The organism is Paenibacillus sp. GL_099_B (assembly GCF_057835695.1).
This window is the reverse complement of record NZ_CM174430.1, coordinates 5110141-5134197: the sequence shown is the minus strand read 5'-3', so window position 1 is coordinate 5134197 and position 24057 is coordinate 5110141. Positions and strand designations below refer to the sequence as shown.

23 protein-coding genes are annotated in these 24057 nt (G+C 48.1%); 15 read left to right on the top strand and 8 right to left on the bottom strand.

Annotated elements, in window-relative coordinates; translation table 11 throughout:
• Positions 1-13 precede the first annotated feature (13 nt).
• From AC3ITG_RS23345 to AC3ITG_RS23335, 3 genes are all read right to left on the bottom strand, one after another.
• Positions 14-838, bottom strand: a complete 825-nt coding sequence (locus AC3ITG_RS23345) for a carbohydrate ABC transporter permease (protein WP_489251483.1) — start codon at positions 836-838, stop codon at positions 14-16.
• Positions 839-1711 (bottom strand): carbohydrate ABC transporter permease, encoded by an 873-nt coding sequence (locus AC3ITG_RS23340; protein ID WP_489251482.1) that lies wholly within the window; start codon positions 1709-1711, stop codon positions 839-841.
• Between the two features lie 100 nt (positions 1712-1811).
• Positions 1812-3113, bottom strand: a complete 1302-nt coding sequence (locus AC3ITG_RS23335) for an ABC transporter substrate-binding protein (RefSeq protein WP_489251481.1) — start codon at positions 3111-3113, stop codon at positions 1812-1814.
• Between the two features lie 176 nt (positions 3114-3289).
• Here AC3ITG_RS23335 and AC3ITG_RS23330 point away from each other — a divergent pair, with 176 nt between their 5' ends.
• Both AC3ITG_RS23330 and AC3ITG_RS23325 read left to right on the top strand, forming a co-directional pair.
• Entirely contained in the window at positions 3290-5170 is a 1881-nt protein-coding gene (locus tag AC3ITG_RS23330; protein ID WP_489251480.1) for a cache domain-containing sensor histidine kinase, read from the top strand.
• A 5-nt stretch (positions 5171-5175) separates the two neighbouring features.
• Entirely contained in the window at positions 5176-5934 is a 759-nt protein-coding gene (locus tag AC3ITG_RS23325; RefSeq protein ID WP_489251479.1) for a response regulator transcription factor, read from the top strand.
• Positions 5935-5986: 52 nt separating this feature from the next.
• On the opposite strand, the gene AC3ITG_RS23320 is transcribed toward AC3ITG_RS23325, so the two are convergent.
• The 4 genes from AC3ITG_RS23320 to nirB all read right to left on the bottom strand — a co-directional run bounded on the left by AC3ITG_RS23320 (position 5987) and on the right by nirB (position 10561).
• Positions 5987-6616, bottom strand: a complete 630-nt coding sequence (locus tag AC3ITG_RS23320; RefSeq protein ID WP_064636321.1) for a YfbR-like 5'-deoxynucleotidase — start codon at positions 6614-6616, stop codon at positions 5987-5989.
• Between the two features lie 301 nt (positions 6617-6917).
• Entirely contained in the window at positions 6918-7706 is a 789-nt protein-coding gene (locus AC3ITG_RS23315) for a formate/nitrite transporter family protein (protein WP_489251478.1), read from the bottom strand.
• Between the two features lie 29 nt (positions 7707-7735).
• The gene (gene nirD, locus AC3ITG_RS23310) at positions 7736-8062 is read right to left on the bottom strand and encodes a nitrite reductase small subunit NirD (protein ID WP_489251477.1); all 327 of its coding nucleotides are present in this window, start codon (positions 8060-8062) and stop codon (positions 7736-7738) included.
• A gap of 69 nt (positions 8063-8131) precedes the next feature.
• Positions 8132-10561 carry a nitrite reductase large subunit NirB gene (nirB, locus tag AC3ITG_RS23305; RefSeq protein WP_489251476.1) on the bottom strand — a complete coding sequence of 810 codons (2430 nt, stop codon included), beginning with the start codon at positions 10559-10561 and terminating at the stop codon, positions 8132-8134.
• Between the two features lie 231 nt (positions 10562-10792).
• On the opposite strand from nirB, the gene AC3ITG_RS23300 reads away from it, so the two are divergent.
• Positions 10793-11500, top strand: coding sequence for a metal-dependent hydrolase (locus AC3ITG_RS23300; protein WP_489251475.1), 708 nt, complete (start codon positions 10793-10795; stop codon positions 11498-11500).
• A gap of 151 nt (positions 11501-11651) precedes the next feature.
• Here the strand turns inward: AC3ITG_RS23300 and AC3ITG_RS23295 are convergent, their stop codons facing one another.
• Complete coding sequence (locus AC3ITG_RS23295; RefSeq protein WP_489251474.1) at positions 11652-12725, bottom strand: M42 family metallopeptidase; 1074 nt, start codon at positions 12723-12725, stop codon at positions 11652-11654.
• 616 nt (positions 12726-13341) lie between these two features.
• Here AC3ITG_RS23295 and spoVAC point away from each other — a divergent pair.
• The 12 genes from spoVAC (at position 13342) to yqeK (ending at position 24042) form a co-directional block, all read left to right on the top strand.
• Positions 13342-13845 (top strand): stage V sporulation protein AC, encoded by a 504-nt coding sequence (gene spoVAC / locus AC3ITG_RS23290; protein ID WP_063567264.1) that lies wholly within the window; start codon positions 13342-13344, stop codon positions 13843-13845.
• Positions 13842-14858 (top strand): stage V sporulation protein AD, encoded by a 1017-nt coding sequence (spoVAD, locus tag AC3ITG_RS23285; protein WP_413372738.1) that lies wholly within the window; start codon positions 13842-13844, stop codon positions 14856-14858. Before spoVAC ends, spoVAD begins: the two co-directional genes overlap by 4 nt.
• Before the next feature lie 4 nt (positions 14859-14862).
• A complete protein-coding gene (spoVAE, locus tag AC3ITG_RS23280; RefSeq protein ID WP_053781314.1) occupies positions 14863-15213 on the top strand; it encodes a stage V sporulation protein AE in 351 nt (116 codons plus the stop codon).
• A 207-nt stretch (positions 15214-15420) separates the two neighbouring features.
• The gene (locus tag AC3ITG_RS23275; protein ID WP_053781313.1) at positions 15421-16377 is read left to right on the top strand and encodes an AAA family ATPase; all 957 of its coding nucleotides are present in this window, start codon (positions 15421-15423) and stop codon (positions 16375-16377) included.
• A gap of 15 nt (positions 16378-16392) precedes the next feature.
• Complete coding sequence (locus AC3ITG_RS23270; RefSeq protein ID WP_489254518.1) at positions 16393-17628, top strand: DUF58 domain-containing protein; 1236 nt, start codon at positions 16393-16395, stop codon at positions 17626-17628.
• Positions 17625-19838: a transglutaminase TgpA family protein gene (locus tag AC3ITG_RS23265; protein WP_489251473.1), complete on the top strand. Its 2214-nt coding sequence runs from the start codon at positions 17625-17627 to the stop codon at positions 19836-19838. Before AC3ITG_RS23270 ends, AC3ITG_RS23265 begins: the two co-directional genes overlap by 4 nt.
• 109 nt (positions 19839-19947) lie before the next feature.
• Complete coding sequence (locus tag AC3ITG_RS23260; protein WP_064636329.1) at positions 19948-20475, top strand: YqeG family HAD IIIA-type phosphatase; 528 nt, start codon at positions 19948-19950, stop codon at positions 20473-20475.
• Entirely contained in the window at positions 20472-21599 is a 1128-nt protein-coding gene (gene yqeH / locus AC3ITG_RS23255; RefSeq protein ID WP_024628522.1) for a ribosome biogenesis GTPase YqeH, read from the top strand. Before AC3ITG_RS23260 ends, yqeH begins: the two co-directional genes overlap by 4 nt.
• A 41-nt stretch (positions 21600-21640) precedes the next feature.
• Positions 21641-22504: a shikimate dehydrogenase gene (gene aroE / locus AC3ITG_RS23250; protein WP_413372733.1), complete on the top strand. Its 864-nt coding sequence runs from the start codon at positions 21641-21643 to the stop codon at positions 22502-22504.
• Positions 22505-22592: 88 nt separating this feature from the next.
• Positions 22593-22886 (top strand): ribosome assembly RNA-binding protein YhbY, encoded by a 294-nt coding sequence (yhbY, locus tag AC3ITG_RS23245; protein ID WP_063567269.1) that lies wholly within the window; start codon positions 22593-22595, stop codon positions 22884-22886.
• Positions 22887-22901: 15 nt separating this feature from the next.
• Positions 22902-23492: a nicotinate-nucleotide adenylyltransferase gene (locus AC3ITG_RS23240; protein ID WP_379443647.1), complete on the top strand. Its 591-nt coding sequence runs from the start codon at positions 22902-22904 to the stop codon at positions 23490-23492.
• A complete protein-coding gene (gene yqeK, locus AC3ITG_RS23235) occupies positions 23476-24042 on the top strand; it encodes a bis(5'-nucleosyl)-tetraphosphatase (symmetrical) YqeK (RefSeq protein WP_489251472.1) in 567 nt (188 codons plus the stop codon). Before AC3ITG_RS23240 ends, yqeK begins: the two co-directional genes overlap by 17 nt.
• Positions 24043-24057: the final 15 nt, after the last annotated feature.

The window sequence follows — 24057 nt, the reverse complement described above, 5'->3', positions numbered from 1 at the left end:
TTTTGGATACATCTCAACCCTTAACCGCCCCTGAAGTCAGACCACCCACAATATATTTTTGCCCAATCAGGAACACAATCAATACAGGTAGGGACGTAAGTACAATATCCGCACTGACCAGATTCCACTGAGCACTGAATTGTCCGAAGAAGTTATAGACAGCGAGCGTCATCGGCCACATCTCGACGGTATTGAGCATGTAGAGCGGGGCAGTAAACTCATTCCAGACACTCAGGAAATTAAGAACAAATACCGTAACCAGTACAGAGGTTAACAAAGGCACAATAATTCGGAGAAACAGCTTGATCCCGTTGCATCCGTCCATGATCGCTGCTTCATCCAGTTCTTTTGGAATATTGGATACAAACGCATATGTGATGAATAGCGAGATCGGAATACCCATCGCGGTATAGAGCAGAATCATGCCCACATGCGAATTAATCATGCCCAGCGACTTCATGACCTCCATTAATGGAATGTAGTTTAATGGCAGCGTAATGCCCAGAATGAGAAAGAAATATAGGAACTTGCTTAACTTCGAATAATTTCGTGATAACGTGAAGGCAGAGAACGCCACAACAAACACCAGCAGTAGGGAAGAAGTAGTTGAATGCAGCAGACTGTTGAAAAAGGAACCACCCAAGTGTCCCTGCTCATAGACGATTTTATAATTTTCAAAGATGAACTTCTCGGGTAGGGTCAGTTTCAATACTTTGGCTTCGGCATCGGACTTGAATGAATTCAGAACAATGACGACAAAAGGAATCAGGACCACCAGGCTAAGAAGCCAAGCGAGTACATTTAACCCGATTGAAACCAGCCGTTTTTTCACACGCATCTAGTATTCCACCTTTCGGTTCATCAAGCGGATGATGAAGAAGGAGATGACAGCCATAATGACAAACAGAATCGTGGATAATGCACTGCCAAGTCCCCAATAGCCTTTAGCAAAAGAGGAATATACCGCTGTGTTAATCACATCAGTCGCGTTGCCCGGTCCGCCATTGGTCAGTACATACACCGCATCAAATACCCGCAGCCCATACGTAATATTGAGCACCGTAGCGATGGTGATCGTGGGCATCAGCATCGGAATCGTGATTCGAAACAGCTTCTGCCAGAAGCCGGCACCGTCAATCGATGCCGCTTCATAATAATCCCGAGGAATTGCGAGCAGTCCAGCAATGAACAGCACCATAATGTACCCCATGCCTTTCCACGTATCCACCGCCATAATAGATGGCATCGCCCAGGTCAGGGAGCCCAGCCAGTTCTGGGCCAGAACGTCCAGACCCAGCGAACGCAGCGTCACGTTAACGAAGCCGTTGTTGGGATCGAGCAGGCTTTTGAAGACCAGGCCGACAATCAGGAACGAAAGTACTTGGGGTGAAAATATGATCATGCGATGCAGATTGGCGGCTTTCACACCGCTGACGAGTAACAGAGCTAGGAATAGGCCCAGAACCGTCTTGGCAAACGAAGTAATCAGAGTGAAAAGGACTGTATTCTTAATAAAAAGTAAATACGTTGGATCACCCGCCAGAATGGTTCGGAAATGCTCCAGACCAATAAAGTTTTTCTCCGAACTGTAGCTGTTCCAATCAGTGAAGGAATAATAGATGCCCAGCAGGGCGGGAGCGACGATGAACAGCAGATACAGCACAATCGCTCCGGATGAGAAATACCAAGGATAAATCTTGTTCACATTCATAACTTGTAACACCTTTCCTTCCTGCCAAAATACATGAGCGGGCAAGGCCCGCTGCATGTAACGCTGTTCAGTGTTTAAGTTTACCTGATATATTGCGCTATTATTGCCACGCCTCATCCTTCAGCACTTTGGCTTGTTCAGCCCGGCGTTTATCAATATTTTGCAGAATCTGATCAGGGGTCATCGCTCCGGCGAACATACCGGAAAGATCTTTACCGATATCCATCCATTGCGGATCAATGTACTTCACAGCTGCCTGCATGACCGTGCCTTTCTCATGATTTTTCTCATAATCGATGTAATCCTGTGTCAGCTTCGGTTCGATTTCGGGCCAGCAGATGGTCAGATTGCCTTCACCACCATCGAATACACGCTGCAGATGATCATGCTCCGTAATCCACCGGAAAAAATTCAGTACCTCTTCCGGGTGCTTGCTGTTTTTGTTGCCAAACATCGCAGCCGAACCGCCCGGATTCACACCAATCGTCTGGTTATCGCCCCATGGCATCACGAAAAATCCCATGTTGTCCTTCATGTCCGGATAGGCCTCAGACACTTCCTTTTCGGTGCCCGGGACTCGAAGCAACATCGCTGCTTTCTCCTGACCAAAGGCTTCAATGCCAGCCTCGACCGTATTGGACAGAAAATCCTTGCCGAAGTAACCAAGATCCGCAAATTCCTTCAATTGTTCAATGACCGTCTTGAGCTGCGTCAAATCCGCGACCTTCATCTCATTGTTGTTCAGCTTCTCGTACGTTCCCGGCGTAGCTTGCTCATAGTTTGGACCAGTTTCGAATAAAGGCAGTACCTGATACCATCCGCTGGCAGGCGCCTGATAGAACGGAATGATGTCCTTATCCTTGATTTTCTGGCTGATCGCCTTGAACTCGGCGTAGGACGTTGGCGGCTGGATGCCGAGCTGTTCAAAGATGCTTTTGTTATAGTACACATACCATATTTTCGATGGTGCAAAAGAAACCCCATACACCTTCTCTTTATAGCTAACCGTTGGTAAAATCTCTTCGGACATGCGTCCTGTAAATTCCTCATTGGTCAGATCAATTGCATTTTCCTCAGGTCTTACGTTGGCAGGCATGCTAAGTGGATCCACATCGACATTGAAAATATCAGGAGCCTCACCGGAGGCGAGCTTCACCTTAATCAAGTCACGCCACTGGGCATCAGGGACCACCTGAAAGTCAATTTTCACACCCGTTTCCTGCTCATATTCTTTAGCCATCGTTTGCATGATACCCGTACGTGGAATGCCGCTCTGGCTTGTTCCGAACGTTAGTGTTACCCTGCCTGAACCTTTGGAACTTTCACCGGAGTTGCACCCGGCAAGAAGCAGGCTGGACAGCAACAGCCCACCTACGAAGGATAATAGAAATCGTTTTCTCATCAATGAACCTCCCATGGAATAAAGAATAATAGCTCTTGCCGAAACGCTTCATGTAAGCGTATTCTTATGTGGATAACTTTACGCGGAACGAAGAATGCGCTCAATAGACAAAAGCGTTCTGTTGGGTGGACATTTTCGAGTAAGTTGCAAGACATCATCCGATAACGAGGTGTGAGATGGTTAAGTACCGATTCAGAACGCTTCAGCAAAGCCTGTTTGCCTACTACTCTGCGGTATTTATTGTTTTTTCATTGATTGTGGCCAGCCTCTTGTATGTTTTTCTTGCCAATGACATTCGTAGTCGAAGTGCCGAACAGCAGAAACAGATGGGGAACTCGATGGTGAGCAATCTGGATCAGGAAATCGTCAAAATGAATAATTTCTCCATGAACATCGTATATTCCAATCTGGTCAAGGAGCACTTCAGTCACTATTTATCTCCAGCGGAGGACAATGAACAGACGTTGGCGAGTGACCCGGCGTTTTACAAAGATACAACAACGCTGATTGATGTCATTCTGGCGATCATTAGCAGCTCCAACACAGCCAAACAAGCCAATATCTATGATGTGAACGGTAAAATGCTGGGTGCCGGTGCGTTCAATGGCCAGTTGTCCGTAGATCTGACCCAAAGACCGTGGTACGAGGAAACGTGGGCGCGCAATGGCTGGCGTGTCATAAGTTTACTCGATGGTGGGGCATTACCGATGCCAACAGGGCAGGGGGAATCAGGCCAACAATATCTCTCCCTTACCCGGGTGTATAAGGGTGGAAATTATGTCTCCCAAGGAGTGGTGGAAATTTTGCAGGATGCCGGAACCCTGTTCCAGCATTTGAACGATGTGCAAGCGGGGAACGAAGATCTGAGCGTCTATGTATTGAATGAACGTAATGAGCTTTTATATCCTTTTTTGTCCAATGAACATCCGCTAACAGCAATCAATTCTGACGTTGTTAACTTGATTCGAAACGATCACTATCCACCAGGAACGATGCAAGAAGTTGTAGATCCCGATGGAAATTCGAAGCAAATGATGACCTACACGAGCTCGCAGGAGACAGGATGGACGGTTATCGTGATGCAGTCGAAACAATCTCTGTTTGCGAATCTGAATCGCATGGCTCTTCTATTCATGGGGGCTACTTTAGCTACCTTGATTCTTATTCTGCTCCTCTCATACCTGATCTCCAAACGTGTTACTTTACCGCTCCATCGTTTGCAGCGCATTATTCAGAAAACTGGCGTCCACGATCTGACTACGGGTCAGGACTCTGGTCAGTTGTTCAAGTTGGAATATCCGGGTTCCATCCGTGAGATGGATGAGTTGAATGATACCTTTATCCAGTTGAATCAACAGCTAGTTCAGTCCTTCCAGGACATGCTGGCGATCAAATCTCAGGAAACGGATGCCAGGTTGTTGGCTTTGCAGTCCCAGATGAACCCTCACTTTCTTTATAACAACATTACGAACATCAGCATTATGGCAGAGGAGGGCATGAATGAACAGATCGTTGCGTTCTGTGGTCACATTGCATCCATGCTGCGTTACATCTCGGCTCCGAACAAAAGCGGTGTTCCATTGGAAAAAGAAATCGACTACTGTGAGCGGTATTTGGATTGTATGAAAATTCGGTTCGAAGATGATCTGCTTTATGAATTCCATGTTCCTGACTCGATGAAAAATCTTCAGGTCCCCATGCTGCTAATTCAGCCTTTGCTGGAAAATGTCATGAAATATGGACTACGTGATACACCACCCTGGAAGCTGCATATCATTGGAGAGCTGGACACCTTGCAGGAGACCTGGGAAATGACAGTCGAAGACAACGGACCTGGCATGGAACCCGAGGCGCTCGCGCTCATCCAACAGTACATACAACAATCACAGGAATGGGAGCGTATGCCAGAACTTGAGATCAACGGGATGGGTTTGAAAAACATCTGGATCAGACTCAAATTATGGTATGGTTCCGCGGCACATATGCATATTTCGAATAAACCTTCTGGCGGCGTCAGTATTTCGATTGGCGGTTCCATTCGAAAGGAGCACAGTTAAAACTCATGGTGATGACATATAGAACCATTATTGTGGAAGATGAGGCGTTAATTCGCCGCAACGTATCCCGGAAATTCAGCGAGCTGGGCACAAGGTTTGAGGTTATAGGTGAAGCTAGAAATGGACAGGAAGCATTGGAACTGATTGAACATACGGTGCCTGATCTGGTCGTTACCGATATTCAGATGCCCGTCATGAATGGATTGGAACTGGCGAAACATCTGTATTTTGCCTATCCCCATGTCAAGATTGTGATCCTGAGCGGCCACCATGAGTTTGAGTTTGCACGTCAGGCGATCAGTTACAAAGTGGAGGATTATCTGCTTAAACCCCTCACTGAAGAACAGCTTCGGTCGCTACTGGATGCGATGGAATTAAAGCTTGGCAGTGCAGAGGATTTGCTGGCACATGTCAGTGCAATGCTGGATGAACAGGTGAAGCCGGAGGATATTGCAGAGGCAGTTAAGTTGTATCTGAAACAGAACTATATGCATGAAATTACGTTGCAGGACATGGCAGGACAGATGCATTTTAGTGTAGATTACCTCGGGAAGTGTTTCAAAAAGGTGACGGGTGAAACCCCGCTCAAATACATGACAGGGCTTCGAATCAACGAAGCAAAACGCTTGCTCGCGGCCTTTGAAGATATGGATATCAAGACAGTAGGTAAAGCGGTGGGATATAGTGATTCCCATTATTTTAGCCGTATCTTTAAAAACAAGACAGGACTGTATCCAAGCGAGTATCGCCAAAGGTTACAATAACGAAAAAAAGCCCTGTCCATGGTTTTTGAAGAACCACGATGACTGGAGCTGATTATTGTGACAAAGCGTCTTCCGTGATTTGGCGGATATCAAATGGGGAGCGGTTACCTTCCTCAATAATGTCGGGGAGGATATGCTCGAGGAAATAGTGTACACAGTGGAGGTCAATATTTTTGATTTTGATCAGGGCGTATCGGTACATCACGATAAATTCCTTTTCTGTATTGCCACGTTGCAGTTCAGCAAACGCTTCGTACACCTGATCCATTTTGTCGGCCACCTCCAGAATAAGTCCTTCGACAGAATTGTCTTTACCTTCACGCAGCTGTCTGCGGAAAATCGGCTGGAACTCTTCAGGAATATTTTCGTTAATAAAATGCTCAACCATGCCTTCTTCCACCTGCTGCAGCATCGAACGAAGCTCTAGTGAATAATGTTTGACTGGCGTTTTGATATCACCGATAAAGATTTCGCCATAATCATGACTGCTGGTGATTTCATATAGCTTCTTCCAATCGATGGCGACGCCATGCTGTTCCTCAATATCGGCAAGTGTTTTGGCATATTGCACGACTTTCCAAGAGTGGGCGGATACGCTGTGTTCCTCGAACTTGAATTTTCCTGGGGTACGAATAATGCGTTCGAGATCGTTGAGTGACCTAAAGTACGTGTGAATTCCCATATAAGCGATCATCCTTTGTAAGTTTGGGTGGATATATAAACCGACTATACTCCAGTTATATTAACCGTAGATTAACGATGTATGCATGGAATGTAAAAAAATGCTGAGCAGCTGTCTGGGGAGTGTGGAGTGGGGGGAGCAAAAACCACCATTTCCTTCGGAAGATAAGCCGAAGGAACAATGGTGGTGAAGATGCGTTGAAAAAGTTGATTCGCACCGATGAAGCTAAATGAACTATGGCGTTATTCTGGACACCTGCTGTATGATGCCTCAAGGCATGTGAACTACATGATTAGCCGAGTCAGCCTTTCTTCCTCACGGGCGAAACAAACCAGTACGCCATACCTACAAACAGCGCACCGCCGATAATATTACCGAGTGTGACCGGAATCATGTTATGCATCCAGCCTGCCAGAGTAATCGTATCTGGGTGGTTTGGCAACAGCCAGGACAAGGAGAGCAAGGTCATGTTGGCGACGCTGTGCTCATATCCACTCGCGATAAAGGCGTACAGACACCACCAGATGAGGACGAGTTTGGCAATATCTTCTTTTGAACGGGCCGCCATCCAGATCGCCAGACAGACCAGCCAGTTACATAGAATGCCACGGAAGAAAAGTTCGCTAACGGGAGCGGCCATCTTTTTGGCAGAAACGACAAACAGCAGATGTTCCGGTGTCGCCGTCTTGAAGAGACCGCTTCCCACAATGAGCAGACTGAGCAGAACGGCACCGATCAGGTTGCCAAGGAAGACAAGTCCCCAGTTTTTGAGTGTATCGCGAACAGTAGTCCGGCCAGCTAGTGTACTCATTGTGAAGAACATATTGTTACCTGTAAACAGCTCCGATCCGGCAAAGATGACGAGTGTGAGGGCGAGTCCAAAAGACATGCCCATCAGCATCATCTGCAGTGGGGCACCGATACTGAATATCAGAATGATGCCAAGGCCTACATATGCGCCAGCCATCAAAGCGGCAACCATGTAACGTGGCAGGCTTGCGTTCATTTGATCTCGTTTTTTAACCGCTGCTTCAATAATTCCTTCAACATTTGTTGTATATACATGACGATTTCCCCCATTATGGTGCATCTGTCGTTGACATTGAAAATCTTATATAGCTATAAAGCGACCCAGACCTGCCCGTTCTCGATCTTCACGAGATACATCTGCACTTGTCCCTGATCGGGGGCCTGCACAAGACCGGTGTTTAGGTCGATTTTCCAATCATACAGTGGATCGTATAGATAATACCCGGAGACAATCCCTTCTGCCAGCGGTCCACCCTTGGGATGAGGATTTCTATTTGCTGCAGCAAAGATGGTGCCATCTGAGGTGCGAAATACAGCTAGTTCATGGTCTTTGATCTCAACCACTCTACCAATCTGCGGCAGAAATTCTTCGATCTCTCCGGCAGGATAGTAGATGGCAGATTGCTGTGTTGTCATATGAACATCTCCTTCATTTTCAGATTACGTTACAGGATCAATATATATCATAAAGCCCGAGACAGAGGACTATGGGCGAGCAGAAACTTCTATGCCATGGAAAAGTTTGTTCTGGCCTTCCTTGTTACGCAGTGCTTTTTTCCAAGGATCCTCCACTTTCTCAAGAGCGAATTCGATTCGTTCCATAAGCGCCTTGCGCTCTTTCACGTCATCGACAACAACGGCCCGAATGTGCTCCAGGCCCACACGTTCCACCCATTCGGAAGTCCGCTCCAGGTAGTTGGCTGTCTCCCGATAATGCTGCATGATCGCTCCACAAAGCTCAACTAATTCTTCATCTGTCTTGACCTTACACAGGGAGTCAGCCAGTCTGGCCTTGATGCCACCGTTGCCTCCAATAAATATTTCCCAGCCGCCGTCATTGCCCACGATACCTATATCTTTCGTACACGACTCCGCACAGTTACGAGGGCAACCGTTCACGGCATATTTGAACTTGGCAGGCAGATCCAGACGTTCGAACTTGCGCTCTAGCAGAGCGCCCATCGCCATGGAATCCTGCGTGCCGAAGCGGCAAAATTGTGAGCCGACACATGTTTTGACCGTACGCAGCGATTTGGCGTAAGCATAGCCTGAAGGCATATCCAATTCAGCCCAAACTTTGGGCAGATCTTCTTTTTTGACTCCAATCAGGTCCAGCCGCTGACCTCCAGTCACTTTGACGGCTTTTACATCGTATTTGACCGAAATGTCGGCAATGCGTTTCAAGTCTTCCGGAGTTGTGACTCCGCCATACATGCGCGGTACAACCGTATACGTGCCGTCTTTTTGAATATTGGCGTTCATACGTTCGTTGACAAAACGAGATTCCTTTTCATCCACATGGGTATCTGGTGCAATCATGCCAAGGTAATAGTTAATGGCCGGGCGGCATTTGGAACACCCTTCGGGTTGACTCCAACCCAGAACATGCATGACCTCTTTGGTCGTTTGCAATCCTGTTTGTCTGATCTCGGCTACGATTTCATCCCGGTTGAGGGAGGTGCAGCCGCAGATTCCCTGTTTGGCACCCGCTGTAAAGTTGTCTCCAAGCACATATTGCAAAATCTGTTCAACAACCGGTTTGCAGCCGCCGCAGGAGCGGGTTGCACCCGTACAGGCTTTGATTTCGTCTACGCTGGTCAATCCCTCATTCGTAATGGCATCGACAATGGTTCCTTTGGTTACCCCGTTACATCCACAGACAATTTCATCTTCTGCCATGGTTTCCACGGATGTGGCTTTTTTGTGCCCACCGCAGCCTGTACCCATCAGTGAAGCATACAGTTCATCTGTCATCTCAGCCTGTTGTTTAATCAATTTCTGTAATTCGGCAGAATCCGTAATATCACCAAAGAGTACTGCGCCTACCATGATATTATCCCGAAGCAGAATTTTTTTGTATGTGCGTTTCCAGTCGTCTTTATGTGCAATGACTGTATGTTCGGGACTGTCGATAAACTCACCGGTCGAAAAGACGTCTACGCCCGAAATTTTCAATTTCGTGGATACCACAGAACCTTCATAAGGAGCTGTCTCAACACCGCATATATGTTTGGCCAGAATCATGCCCTGTTCAAATAGTGGGGCAACTTGGCCGTAGCATACACCGCGATGTTCGGTACATTCTCCGACGGAATACACGTTATCCAGTGACGTCTGCATATAGTCATCCACTACAATGCCCCGGTTAACTTCCATGCCACTTTCCCGGGCTACACCCGTATTGGGTTTGATGCCTACGGCCATGACAATAAAATCGGTGTTCAGCACGGAATCGTCCGCAAAACGAATACCTTCTACCCGTTCGCCACCGAGAAGCTCTACGGTTTGTGCGCCCATCTTGAACCGGATGCCCTGTCGCTCAAGTTCGGCTTTTAACATCGCGGACGCCTGAGGGTCAAGCTGGCGTTCCATCAGATCCTCCATCAGATGCACGACAGTGACTTCCATGCCGAGTTGTACCAAACCTTTGGCAGCTTCGAGGCCGAGAAGACCTCCTCCAATGACAGCGGCTTTTTTATATTGTTTCGCGGCTTCCAGCATGACGTTACAATCCGCTATATCCCTGAAGCCGACGACTCCTTGTTTATCATGACCCGGTACGGGAAGAATGAAAGAGCTGGAGCCGGTTGCGATGATGGCTTTGTCATAAGGGAAGCGTGCACCTTCCGCAGTTACGACTTCATGGGTCTTGGAATCAATCCGTGTTACGGTTGTACCCTTATGGAGGGTGATACCATAATCTTCATACCAATGCAGATCATTGAGCACAATATCATCAACTGTTTTGCTGCCTTCCAATACATAGGACAGCATAATCCTGTTGTAATTGGGATAGGGCTCTGTGCCAAAGACGGTAATGTCGAACCGGGAACTCAATTTTAAAATTTGTTCAACTGTACTGATGCCTGCCATACCGTTTCCGACGATAACCAGTTTTTCCTTATTTCCGTTCATGTGTGTATGCCTCCTTTAATGGACACTTTACATTACAATCATTTTTAGTGGTTTATATTTGAATCATAACGTTCAACGCTGACATAAAATGTGATTAATTTCACTAATGACTATAGAAGCATTATAAAATGAAATGAGAAATGCGAACTATTGTTCTTATATTGTTTTCGTTGTAAAATCTGGAGTGGACGGTTTATGTTCCCTATTTCTTCGAAAGGAAGTTTTTGCACCATGATGGGAAGATCCCACCTGATTATCGGGACCACTGTATCACTCTCTGTTTTGCAATTGGCCGGTATGCCCGTGACTGCACCGGCGGTTACCGTGGCCCTGATCGGTTCGCTGCTGCCAGACATTGATGAACCGAATTCGCTATTGGTATCCAAGGCATTGCCGAACAGCCTCATTCGGCTATTACAGACAATCCTGCTGCCTGTCGCCGTATTTGTGTACTTCTATGTTCAGGCGAAACCATGGAATCTGCTGCTCGCCATTCTGATTGCGATGGTATCATTCCTACCATCCCGTTCCCTGCGCAAAGTGTTGATGTTTGCGATCGGATTGGGACTTGTATTCTATGGGCATGCATTTGCACCATGGAATCTAATTGCTGGCAGTCTGTTAATGCTGTGTACCACGTTAACCCACAGGGGATTGACACACACATTATATGGAACTGCCGTATGGACTGGGTTGCTCTACAGTACAACTCATTCGCAGGGGCCAGAGATCTGGGTAGCCGGAGGTACAGCCTATGTCATGCATCTATTGGCAGATTCGTTGACGAATCGCGGCATTCGTCCATTGCCGCCACTCAAATGGCGTATAAGGATCAATCTCATGAGTACGGGCACGAAACATGGGGCCGTTGTGGAAAATGTGTGCATTGTGCTGGCTCTTATTTTGGCCTGGATTGCGTTCTCCCCTTTATTTCTGTAAATCAAATCATGCCAGCTTCTGCTCATGCAGAGGCTGGCATTTTGCAATTCATCACTACATCTCCATTTCCCTTTATCTTTAGGACGAATTTCAGTGTTCTGAACATCAAAAAAGATGCCCTGAAAATCAGGACATCTCTTTATAGAAGAAGTTACGCGTTTCCGATAATCGTGTTCAGTGTCGTCTGATCCAAACCCTTCACCAGCTTCACCAGCAACTCTTTTGCCGCATCATAGTCATCCGTATGAATAATGGAAGAAGAGGTATGAATGTAACGAGCGCAGATGCCAATTACCGTTGAAGGTACACCGATACCGCTCAAATGCACCGCTCCCGCATCTGTACCACCAGGAGAGATGAAATATTGCATTTTGATTTGATTGGATGACGCTGTGTCCTGAACATATTCAACAATACCGCGATGGGTGAACATGCCCGGGTCGAAGATACGCAGTAAAGCGCCTTGCCCAATATGTCCGAATGACTGTTTGTCTCCTGTCATATCATTCGCGGCACTGCAGTCCAGTGCAAAGAAAATATCCGGTTCAATCAGATTGGCAGCCGTGCGTGCACCACGAAGTCCCAGTTCCTCTTGGACTGTTGCACCGCAATATAGGGTGTTTGGCAATTTTTCTTTATGCAATGCTTCAACCAGCTCAAGTGCAAGTCCGACACCGTAACGGTTATCCCATGCTTTTGCCATAATTTTCTTCGGATTGGCCATCGGTGTGAACTCACAGATCGGCACGATCTGCATGCCTGGATGAATGCCCCAAGACTCTGCTTCTGCACGGTTATCCGCACCAATATCCAAGTACATATGGTTAAGATCAACCGGTTTATTGCGCTGGGATTCATCGAGAAGATGAGTAGGTGTTGAACCGACAACCCCTGGAATCCGGCGATCCGGAGTGATGAGTTCCAGACGTTGGGACAGTACAGCCTGACTCCACCATCCACCTAGTGGGCGGAATTTGATCATGCCTGTTTCCGTAATACCTGTGGTCATGAAGCCAACTTCGTCGAAGTGACCTGCAACCATGACTTTGGGTCCGGACTCCTCTCCTCGCAATACACCAAAAAGGCTACCCAGGCGATCCTGGACAAATTCATCCGTATAAGGAGACATTTGTTCTTTCATCCATCCGCGAAGCTCGCGCTCAAACCCTGAAACGGAAGGGAATTCCGTTAACGTACGAAACATTTCCAACGTTTTTTGATTCATGTGTCGACAACTCCTCTGCTTGTATGTAGATCAGGTCTCAGCAGAACGGCTGCCGGACTGTTGTTCTTCGGAAGAGAAGAACGTTTTATTTAACCACTGGTCACACTACAGTATGAACCTTGCGCAAGTAATTGTCCATGGTTATGTCACGTATCTCAGGCATAAATGCTTGCTCGTTTGATGATTCATCGGGCCATTAAATCCGCACCAAGCACAGTCGCCAGGCAGCTGCATTGAATATGCATATAGTAAGGAACCGTTTTGCTTAACCAGTATTCCATAAGGTATCCAATGAGCCACTTATTTCACTTGCCTGACAACAGGAAGGAGCTGCGACAATAGATGACGCCACCCGATGAAGGCAATGAAACCATCCTTTGTATCGTCCTTTTTATTTTGCTCGTGATCATTCTGCTTTATTTATAAATTTCACAGACCTCTGATCCGGCGCTGAGCGACTCATCTCATTCGGCAGCTTCATCGTGCTGGAAACATATGCTGTCTTTCGCCGGATACATAACTTTCCCAACCTTAACAAACAATGAATACAGGATTACACACAGTACATGCAGTCACATCTGTTGACTCATTTTCATTACAAGGGAGGTTCTGTATCTTGCCAGCTCAAACTAAGGGTAGTAGTAAAAAATCATCATCATCCCTGTCCATCAGTGAACAGGAATATAAAAAAGTCGCCAAAAAACATGAGCCTGCCCGTCCAATCTGGACGAACTGTATTAAGGCATTCTTCGTCGGCGGATTCATCTGCGTCATTGGACAGGCTATCCAGGAAGCGTTTATGGCCGGGTTTGACATGACTTCGAAAGAAGCTGCCAGTCCAACCGTTGCGGTCATGATCCTCATTTCAGTCATCCTGACTTGTCTCGGTGTCTACGATAAAATGGCGCAATGGGCGGGTGCAGGGACGGCTGTACCTGTCACCGGGTTTGCCAACTCCATGTGTTCGGCAGCACTGGAGCATCGTGCCGAGGGACTGGTGCTTGGGGTTGGTGCCAACATGTTCAAACTGGCAGGCTCGGTCATCGTGTTTGGTGTCGTGGCTGCCTTTATCGTGGGAATCGTATACGCCATTCTCGGCTTCGGAGGTGGACATTTATGAAACGCTTGGGCCAACAAACCTGGCAATTTGAGAACCGTCCACGGATTATTGGCAAATCGGCAGTCGTTGGGCCAGATGAAGGCCAAGGGCCTCTGGTATCTGACTTCGATTATGTATATGACAATTTGGAGATTGGGGAGAAGACTTGGGAAAAGGCAGAGCGTAAGCTTCTCGAACAGGCTTCTCAAATGGCATTAATCAATGCGAATATCACGAAGGAAGAGCTGCAGTTCTTTGTTGGCGGGGATCTGATGAATCAGATTATCAGTAGTTCCTTTTCGGCCCGTAAGCTGGGTGTACCTTATCTGGGTGTATTTGGTGCTTGTTCAACTTCTATGGAAACGTTGGCTTTAGCCTCACTTATTGTGGATTCGGGTGCAGGGGATTATGTACTGGCAGGTACGGTGAGTCACAACTGTACGGTGGAAAAGCAATTTCGTTATCCAACAGAGTATGGTTCCCAGAAGCCGCCATATGCACAGTATACGGTCACCGGTTCTGGTTGTGGTGTCATCTCCCGTACTGGTGAGGGCCCGGTAGTCACCAAAGCGACCATTGGCCGAATTATGGATTTGGGTATCAAAGATCCGTTTAACATGGGGGCTGCGATGGCTCCTGCGGCAGCGGATACCATTGTTTCGCATTTCCGGGATACAGGCCTGGAACCGGGTTATTATGATCTGATCGTTACAGGTGATTTGGCTTCGGTTGGGTTGCCCATCGTTAAAGAGCTTTTGCATAAAGAGGGTGTTCCGATGGAACAAACTGTCTTCAATGATTGTGGCCTGATGATATATAACCTGGAAAAGCAGCCTCAGGTTGTGGCTGGAGGAAGCGGCTGTGGATGTTCAGCGACCGTGACTTACGGTCACATTTTGAACCGGATGCAAAAGGGTGAACTCAATAAGGTATTGGTGGTCGCTACCGGTGCATTGTTGTCTCCACTTTCATACCAGCAGGGCGAGAGCATTCCTTGTATTGCGCATGCCGTAGCCATAGAAAAGGAGGGATAAAAGGATGCAGTTTTTATGGGCATTTATTGTTGGTGGGTTGATATGTGTCGTGGGACAACTTCTGATGGATGGTGTCAAACTGACTCCTGCACATACGATGAGTACACTTGTTGTGGCTGGTGCGGTTGCGGATGCGTTTGGGCTGTATGATCCACTCGTCAAATTTGCAGGGGCAGGAGCTTCCATCCCCATTACCAGTTTTGGTAACTCCCTCGTGCACGGGGCATTGACGGAACTGGAGAAAGAGGGATGGATCGGTGTCATTACGGGGATATTTGATTTGACCGCGGCGGGTATTTCCTCAGCGATTATCTTTTCTTTTCTCGCGGCATTGGTGGTTCGGCCCAAAGGGTAACAGAGCATGGCAGAGCTAACCATTATATATGGAATCAGTAGAGGCTTCGGATAACTTCTATCCGAGCCTCTTTTTGTCGTAATCATGCGATAACTGCGGTGAATCTGACGGCTGGAAACAAATTATGAGTTCCTTCGAGTGTACTCGCGCCCTTGGATCATGTACAATAAAAGGAAATCTGTATGCTTTTTTAGGAGGTTAGACCACATGCCTGTGCGCAAAGAGTCGATCCAAATCATATCAGCAGTTCGTTCTAATCTGGAATCATGCATAATGGGAAAATCCTTTGAAATTCAACTTTTGCTCACAGCTTTGCTTGCAGGCGGACACGTTCTGATTGAAGACGTACCAGGAACAGGCAAGACGCAGTTGGTTAAAGCGTTATCGAAATCCATGCGCGGAGAGTACCGCCGCATTCAATGTAATCCTGATATTTTACCAAGTGATATTACGGGAGTATCCGTGTTCCATCCACGTGACGAGCGCTTTTACTTCCGTCCCGGTCCGGTCATGACCAACATTTTGCTGGCAGACGAGATTAACCGGGCAACAACGAAAACGCAGTCCGCTTTGCTGGAAGTCATGGAAGAACGCAGTGTGACGGTAGATGGCGATACGTATGATCTGCCTCATCCATTTATGCTCTGTGCAACCCAGAATCCAATCGATTTTGAAGGAACGTACACATTGCCGGAAGCGCAACTGGACCGGTTTATGTTGAAAATAAGTCTGGGTTATCCCGACAAGGATATCGAGAAAACGCTGCTGAAGCAGCATCAGTCAGGTCAGCCTGTTGATCGGCTTGAATCCGTAACCCATATGGATCAGATATCAGCCATTCAGCAGGAAATCAAGGAAGTATTCATCGGTGATCCGGTCATGGATTATCTGCTTGATGTGGTTCGCAAAACTCGCTCCCACCCATCCGTATTGCTGGGCGCCAGCCCGCGGGCAGCTATTTCATTTATGATGGCCGTGAAGGCTTTTGCCTTTTTGCAGGAACGTGACTACGTGCTTCCGGATGACGTGAAAACGATGGCGCCTTATGTCATCTCCCATCGGATTGTGCTGCGTCCCGAATCGAGACTGGACAGCATGAGCTCCGAGGCTGTATTGAATTCCGTACTTCAGCAGGTTCGTGTGCCCGTCTCCATGGGGCAATAATTGATGAAGCCGCTTTTGAGTACAGTCAGAAGGGGAATACGCCACCCCCGCGTATGGAGCATCGCGGCGGTGTGGATGTGCTGTTTGGCGTATGTTTTGTTCCAGGGCGGGAAGACCTCCCTGATGTTGCTGTCGATGGTGACTCTGCTTTGTGTTTACCTTGCGATTGCTGGTTTTAGCGGTGTACGGCGTACTCATGGCGTGCGCAAGCTTTCTTCCGGTCTGGATCATGAAGAGCTGCTGCATGCCGGTGACCAGGTACAGGTGCAGTTAAGTCTGAACATCCCGGGATTTTTGCCGCTTCCTTATGTGGTTGTGCGCGAAATGCTGCATCGGCATAACGGTGAATCCTGGTCTTTCAAAGAAAGCCTCATTCCGAGCATGCGAGGGTATGGTGAGTTGTCATTTCAGACCCCACCGCTGGAGCGGGGAAAGTATGTCTTTTCAGAAACGGAATGTGCCAGCGAGGACATCTTTGGTCTCATCGAGCATCGGGGAACATTCAAAGCTAAAGGGGAATTCCGAGTGCTGCCGCGGACGGTATTTATACCGTACTGGCAGCTGTATGATCGCAAATCACGGTTATCCGGTCCACAGACGGCCTTGACCCGCTCACGCAGGGAAACGACCCAGATTAACGGCGTGCGTGACTACGTTTATGGCGATCGCCTTTCCCGCATTCACTGGAATGCAACGGCTAAGACGGGAACGTGGAAGTCCAAGGAATTTGAACATGAGTCGGTGCCGAAAACGATTCTGGTGCTGGATGCGCTGTCAGGCAGCTATGAACATGGTGAGGCCTTTGAACTGGCTGTGTCCACGGCTGCCTCGCTGCTGGAGTATGGCACAAGAGAACGAATGGGTATGGGGCTGCTGACACTGTCGGAGAAAACATCATTTTTTGCTCCCAGCGAAAGTCCGATGGAGCGGCAGAAGATGATTCATCATCTGGTAGATATCCAATATGACGGCCAAGAGAATCGGCTGCTGCCCGGTGTCGAGAATATGTCACGTCAGTTTCCTCAAGGCGCGTATTTTGTAGTGATTTCTCCCCAGAAAGATGAAAAAGTTCTCGAACTGCTCCGATGGGCTGACACACGGGGGATGACCCCTTGTCATATTCTGATTGAACCCACTGATTTCCGCCGGAGTTCCGAGTGGAATGCGATGCTGCGCGGAAGAGGCAAAAGATCCTTTACCGTTTCCCATTTGCAGGAGCTTCCAACGGTTATGGGGGGAGGTAGTGTATGAGTACTAAAGGCAAAGAGCTGACAGTGGGGAGAAGATCCTGGTATCATGCGGCTTCGTTGCTCTGGATTTTCCTGATTGGCATGCAGTGGATATCATTCACACAGGAATCCTGGTATACCGAGACCACTTCATTGGTGCTGTGGACGCTCGCAGCGGTCAGTATTCTGGAAGTGATTCTGCCTTTCAAAATAATGATTCGAACCATAATCAAGGCGGTTGTCCTTGTATATATTTTGCATAAGACATTAATCGATTACACCGTTTATATTCCTTACGGCACGTTAATGGAGCGTACAGAGCAATTTGTGCTGCACCTGGCACCTTACATCTGGTTCTCCCTGTGCGCGTGGGTGATGCTTGAAGCTGCCCTGCGCCTGGTGACTACAACGCGCCGAATTCTCGTTTTTCTGGGCATTAACATTATCTCGATGGGAATTCTCGACTCCTTTACCCAGTTTCCACTCTGGATTGAAATCGCCTGGGTTATGTTTGCAGGAATGGGATGGCTGGTATGTCAGCACTTCCGTAATTTCCAACTGCAATATCCACAAGGGTGGAAGCGAATTATCCGACATCCCTACAAAATTCTGGCCAACATTGCAATCATATTCTCTTTGATTATCGTAGCCAGTGTGAATATGCCGGAAGTTCCTCCTACCTTGACGGATCCTTATACCGCGTGGCGTAACTACACCGGAAGTTCGGGGAGTCAGACAGGCAACGGCACACTGGACATTCCGGCAGCTACCGAGTCAGGATACAGCAGGGAAGACAACCAGCTTGGCGGAGGATTTAACTTCGACTATACACCTGTCATGTCTGTCACTACCAATGAGCGCAGTTACTGGCGTGGTGAGACGCGGGCAGAGTATACGGGAACAGGCTGGGATGATCGCGGACGAGGTGCGACAGAGGATGTTGAGGCGGGACAAGCACTGGAGAATGATGAACCCGGAAATGTAACCACCAAGCAAGTCACTCAGAAAGTGACGATGTTGAATGACAACCTGTATCCGATCCTCTTTGGAGCCTATTCCATCTCGAAAGTCACATCTGTCAATGGTGAGGCGAATTCGGACCGGATGTTATGGAATCCAGAGCAGGCAGAACTTCATGTCGTAACAGACCGTCAGCAACCGCAATATCCGAAGACGTATACGATTGTATCGGAAGCGCCAGTTATTGTGGAAGATGAACTTCGTACCAAATCTTTTGATGATCTGTATACGAGCAATCCGGCAGATGATATGTACCTGCAGCTGCCATCCAGATTCCCAGATCGGGTGACGGACCTGGCCACTGAAATTACAGCATCGGCAAATACGCCGTATGAAAAAGTGGCATTACTGCAAAACTATTTACAACAAAATTTTGATTACACAAACAATCCGGATTTATCCCGAAAAGTAAGCAGTGACTTTGTTGAAGGATTTTTATTTGACATTCGTGAAGGGTATTGTGATTATTTCTCAACTGCGTTGGTTATGATGGCGCGATCCGAAGGGATTCCTGCTCGTTGGGTGAAAGGGTACGCACCTGGACAGCTGTCGCTGAATTCAGACATGCAGGCCCCGCGCCAACCTGGAGCTGAGATCGAGACAACTTACACTGTAACGAATGCAGATGCGCATTCTTGGGCTGAAGTTTATTTTGGCGAGTATGGATGGATTCCGGTTGAAGCGACGCCGGGCTTTGACATGCCGTTGCTTACGGAACAACCGGATGTACAGCCGGTAGATGAGCCTGAAGAACAACCTGAAGAGGAACCGGTAAAAGAGGAAGAGCAGACTCCTGCGCCTGAGCAGGCTTCATCCAGCATCCCGACTTTTGTAATCTGGGCTGCGGGAGCCATCATCGTATTGTGGGTGGCTTATATGTTCTGGCGAAATCGCCTCTCGCTTCGATTCTTCGTGCTTCGTCTCCGGACAGGTGGACCGCTAACCCCTGAACAAAAGGTAGTGGCAGAGACCGAACGCTGGATACGTTATGCGAAGCGCAAAGGCTTGACCCGGAGTGGGGATGAGACACTTCGTGAATCGGTAACCCGCTGGAGCCAGCTGAAACCAGCTGCAGCAGCGACATTGCATGAACTCTTAGCGAAGTTTGAACAGACTCGGTATAGTCCAGCTTCTGTAACTGCAGACGATTGGAAGGCCGTCTATCAGACTGCTTCGAGGCTGCGTAAGGAACTTAAAGCGGAACGGGCGTAATGTCGCCCGTCCCGTTTTTCCTTTTTTCCTATACCGTGAGGCGCTGTATGCATTTTCAGGAAAGACGGATTTGTGATATAGTGTGTCGTATGAAACTGAGGTGACTTCTTTGTTTGAAATGTTAATGCCCAAGCTGCGTGTAGACACGGTTTTTGACATTAATCTGGAAGAGCTATACGCTCAAGGCTACCGTGGAATTATAACTGATCTGGACAATACACTCGTTGGGGCGAAAGCTCCTGATGCCACGCCCGAACTGATTGAGTGGTTCGCACGTGTCAAAGAGGCTGGTTTCCAGCTCATGATTGTGTCCAATAACAATTTGAATCGTGTATCCCTGTTTGCGACGCCACTGGATATCCAGTTTGTGCATAGTGCACGCAAACCATCGAATGTTCCGTTTCGTAGAGCAATGAAGATGATGGAGTTAACTCCTGAAAAAACGATTGTGGTAGGCGATCAGATGCTTACAGATGTCTATGGAGGGAATCGACTGGGACTCTATACGGTTCTGGTATTGCCGATCTCCATTGGGGATGAAGGCTTCATGACCCGCTTCAATCGGCGCGTGGAACGGATTGCTCTAACGAGTTTGCGCAAGAAAGGCTTATGGCTTGAGGAGGAAAAGAAGAAATGACAGAACCGCATAACGGCAATATTGCCGTAAGGTGCAGCGGATGCGGAGTGCATCTGCAAACGGAAAACCCGGAATTACCAGGATTCATCCCCGAAAAAGCGTTGGATCGTGAACCCGTCATTTGCCAGCGTTGTTTCCGTATCAAAAATTACAATGAGTCATCATCCGTTACAGTGGATCAGGACGAGTTCTTGGCCCTGCTCAGCAAAATCGGGGATAAGGATGCACTCGTCATCCATATCGTTGATCTGTTTGACTTTGATGGCAGTATCATCTCTGGTTTGCAGCGTTTTGTAGGCAACAATCCGGTATTGCTTGCCGTGAACAAAACGGACTTACTTCCAAAAGTAACCAACTGGAACAAGGTTCGCAACTGGGTGCAAAAACAGGCCAAAGAACAAGGTTTGCGCACCGTGGATGTCGTTCTGTGCAGTGCGAAGCAAAATCAGGGCTTCGACCGACTGCTTGAGCTTGTCGGGACGTATCGCGGAGATCGTGACGTATATGTGGTTGGAGGTACTAATGTGGGCAAATCCACACTGATTAACCGTCTGATTCGTGATTACAGTGATCTCGAGCAGGAACTTACGACATCTCGTTATCCGGGGACGACGCTCGATATGGTTAATATTCCACTGGACGATGGAAAAGCTATTATTGATACACCGGGAATTGTATACCCTTGGCGTTTCAGTGAGATTGTGTCCCGTAAAGATCTGGCTGCCATTATGCCAGAAAAACCGCTTAAACCGGCTGTTTATCAGTTGAATTCTGGTCAGACGCTGTTCTTCGGCGGCATGGCTCGTTTTGACTTTGTAGAGGGAGATCGTCAGTCCTTCACTTGTTTTATCAGCACTGCACTTGATATTCACCGGACGAAGCTGGAACGTGCAGACGACTTGTATCGTGACCATCTGGGTGAGTTGCTGTCTCCACCAACGCGTGAAGATGCAGCGGACATGCCTGAATGGACCAGACATGAATTCCGTATCAAACGTGGCAGTCAGTCGGATGTATTCATTTCCGGACTGGGCTGGATTAAGGTTAACGGTGAGAATGGGGCGCTTGTAGCTGTTCATGCTCCAAAAGGTATTCGTGTACTGATCCGCCCATCCTTGATCTAATGTAATAACAGCAGCATTTTCATCAGATCGGAGGCGGAAGTATGTCGGAACAGAAAAAAACCAATCCTTCACTCCCTGTCCTACTTGGCGTTATGGGTGATCCCATTGCACATTCCAAATCGCCTGCCATGCATAATGCGGCTCTGCAGGCTGCAGGAGTGAATGGAATGTATATGCCACTGCATGTTCGTCCCGAACAGCTGGAATCAGCCATTCGAGGCATTGTGGCGCTGGGGTATCGCGGTGTGAATGTAACCATCCCGCACAAAGAACAGGTCATGCAGTATCTTGATGTCATTGATGAAAGTGCACGCCTGATTGGCGCGGTGAACACCATTGTCAATGAAGAAGGCAAGCTGACAGGGTATAATACGGATGGCATCGGTTATGTGCGTTCATTGAAGGAAGAAGCTGTTCCGGAACTCGCAGGTAAACGTATTGCTGTTCTGGGGGCTGGCGGAGCAGCAAGAGGTGTGATATACGCCCTTGCTTTGGAGAAGCCTGAACGGATTAGTATTCTTAACCGTACAGCCGACAGAGCCGTTGCCCTTGCTTCCGATCTGCGCGCTCATGGACTGGGTGACATCACAGGTAGTGGAATGGAAGAGGCTGCTGCGGTACTGGCTTCGGCCGATATCGTGATTAACACGACAGCCGCAGGCATGCATCCGCATGTAGATGACGTGCCTGTTGACCCTGCACTCATTCGAGCAGGCGCAGCAGTAAGCGACCTTATCTACAATCCGCTGGAAACACGCCTGCTTCGCGAGTCAAGGCAGCGTGGATGTACTGTGCATGGTGGTCTTGGTATGTTTATATACCAGGGCGCTGTAGCATTCGAGCATTGGCTCGGCATCCCGGCTCCTGTGGAGAAGATGCGGCGAGCTGTGTTAGACAGTTTTTAATATGCAAAAATATAATTGAACGGTCAAGCCTAGGACAGATATTGTGCTGTTGCTGAGGCTTGCTCACCATAAGGAGTATGGAGTATTCATGTTAAACGGTAAACAAAAGCGCTTTTTGCGTTCACAGGCACATCATCTGACCCCTGTATTTCAAATCGGCAAAGGGGGAACGAATGAGCACCTGTTCCGTCACATCGAAGATGCAATTGAGAAGCGCGAATTGATGAAAGTGCAAGTGCTCAACAACAATGACGAGGACAGAAAAGAGATGGCCGAAGAAGTTGCCCGTGAAACGGGTAGTGAGCTTGTACAAGTCATCGGTAACACAATCATCCTGTACAAAGAATCGCGCGATAACAAACAAATCGAACTACCTAGATAAGGGAGTGTGACGCGGGTGAAGATCGGTATCATGGGTGGTACGTTTGATCCGATCCACATGGGACACCTCCTGGCAGCAGAAGCGGCCAGGGATTCGCATGCACTGGATGAGATCTGGTTCATGCCTTCCCATGTCCCTCCTCATAAACGCGGAGCCGGAGCGTCGGGACAGCAACGTCTCGAAATGACGGAAGCGGCTGTGAAAGAAGTACAGCATTATGAGGTGCTTGGCATCGAGATGGAACTTGGCGGTGTGTCCTATACCATTGATACAATGAAGGAGCTTTGGCGCCGCTATCCGCAGCATGAATTTTATTTCATTGTTGGAGCGGATATGGTGAACTATCTTCCCAAATGGGAACAGATCGAAGAACTCGCCGAACGTTTAACCTTCATCGGTGTGGGGCGACCGGGATTCCAGTTACATCTGGATGACCTGCCAGACGCGTTACAGGATCGGGTATTGTTGGCTGAGATGCCCCTGGTGGACATATCATCCACGGCAGTACGCAGACGTTTTGCCAAAGGGCATTCCGTGCGTTTTATGATTCCTGATGCCGTCCATCAATACATTGTAAGGAGCGGTTTATATGGAACTAAGCCGTGACGAACTGATCCGCGCAGTTTCCGGTCAAATGCCAGAGAAGCGTTGGAAACACACGCTGGGTGTCATGGAGTCGGCAGTGTTATTGGCTGAAAAATATGGTGCTGATCCTGTAAAAGCGGATTTGGCAGCCATATTGCATGATGTGGCCAAGTATTGGCCCGTATCCGAGATGGAAGCGGTCATCCGTGACAATGGATTGAACCAAGAACTTTTACAGCATGACAAGCAGCTCTGGCATTCCGAAGTGGGTGCTTTTGTTGCCGAGCGTGACTACGGCATCGATGATGCCGAAATTATTAATGCCATTCGCTGGCATACCTCGGGTCGAGTGGGCATGAGCCTGCTGGATAAAGTGGTATGTCTTGCGGATTATATTGAACCGGGAAGAGACTTCCCGGGAGTAAATCATATTCGCGAACAGGCTGGACATAGTCTGGAGGAAGGTTTAATTGCCGGTTTCGACTCGACGATCAGCTTGTTGATCTCGCAGCGCCGTGTCATTTATCCTTTGACCATGTTGTCGCGGAATGACTTGATTGCACATTTATAGATTATGGAGGTTGGT

What these genes read in the sequence shown, in the direction of transcription:
- AC3ITG_RS23345 (WP_489251483.1), bottom strand. Translation starts at nt 838, where the DNA reads ATGCGTGTGAAAAAACGGCTGGTTTCAATCGGGTTAAATGTACTCGCT.
- AC3ITG_RS23340 (WP_489251482.1), bottom strand. Translation starts at nt 1,711, where the DNA reads ATGAATGTGAACAAGATTTATCCTTGGTATTTCTCATCCGGAGCGATT.
- AC3ITG_RS23335 (WP_489251481.1), bottom strand. Translation starts at nt 3,113, where the DNA reads ATGAGAAAACGATTTCTATTATCCTTCGTAGGTGGGCTGTTGCTGTCC.
- AC3ITG_RS23330 (WP_489251480.1), top strand. Translation starts at nt 3,290, where the DNA reads ATGGTTAAGTACCGATTCAGAACGCTTCAGCAAAGCCTGTTTGCCTAC.
- AC3ITG_RS23325 (WP_489251479.1), top strand. Translation starts at nt 5,176, where the DNA reads ATGGTGATGACATATAGAACCATTATTGTGGAAGATGAGGCGTTAATT.
- AC3ITG_RS23320 (WP_064636321.1), bottom strand. Translation starts at nt 6,616, where the DNA reads ATGGGAATTCACACGTACTTTAGGTCACTCAACGATCTCGAACGCATT.
- AC3ITG_RS23315 (WP_489251478.1), bottom strand. Translation starts at nt 7,706, where the DNA reads ATGCACCATAATGGGGGAAATCGTCATGTATATACAACAAATGTTGAA.
- nirD (WP_489251477.1), bottom strand. Translation starts at nt 8,062, where the DNA reads ATGACAACACAGCAATCTGCCATCTACTATCCTGCCGGAGAGATCGAA.
- nirB (WP_489251476.1), bottom strand. Translation starts at nt 10,561, where the DNA reads ATGAACGGAAATAAGGAAAAACTGGTTATCGTCGGAAACGGTATGGCA.
- AC3ITG_RS23300 (WP_489251475.1), top strand. Translation starts at nt 10,793, where the DNA reads ATGATGGGAAGATCCCACCTGATTATCGGGACCACTGTATCACTCTCT.
- AC3ITG_RS23295 (WP_489251474.1), bottom strand. Translation starts at nt 12,725, where the DNA reads ATGAATCAAAAAACGTTGGAAATGTTTCGTACGTTAACGGAATTCCCT.
- spoVAD (WP_413372738.1), top strand. Translation starts at nt 13,842, where the DNA reads ATGAAACGCTTGGGCCAACAAACCTGGCAATTTGAGAACCGTCCACGG.
- spoVAE (WP_053781314.1), top strand. Translation starts at nt 14,863, where the DNA reads ATGCAGTTTTTATGGGCATTTATTGTTGGTGGGTTGATATGTGTCGTG.
- AC3ITG_RS23275 (WP_053781313.1), top strand. Translation starts at nt 15,421, where the DNA reads ATGCCTGTGCGCAAAGAGTCGATCCAAATCATATCAGCAGTTCGTTCT.
- AC3ITG_RS23265 (WP_489251473.1), top strand. Translation starts at nt 17,625, where the DNA reads ATGAGTACTAAAGGCAAAGAGCTGACAGTGGGGAGAAGATCCTGGTAT.
- yqeH (WP_024628522.1), top strand. Translation starts at nt 20,472, where the DNA reads ATGACAGAACCGCATAACGGCAATATTGCCGTAAGGTGCAGCGGATGC.
- aroE (WP_413372733.1), top strand. Translation starts at nt 21,641, where the DNA reads ATGTCGGAACAGAAAAAAACCAATCCTTCACTCCCTGTCCTACTTGGC.
- yhbY (WP_063567269.1), top strand. Translation starts at nt 22,593, where the DNA reads ATGTTAAACGGTAAACAAAAGCGCTTTTTGCGTTCACAGGCACATCAT.
- yqeK (WP_489251472.1), top strand. Translation starts at nt 23,476, where the DNA reads ATGGAACTAAGCCGTGACGAACTGATCCGCGCAGTTTCCGGTCAAATG.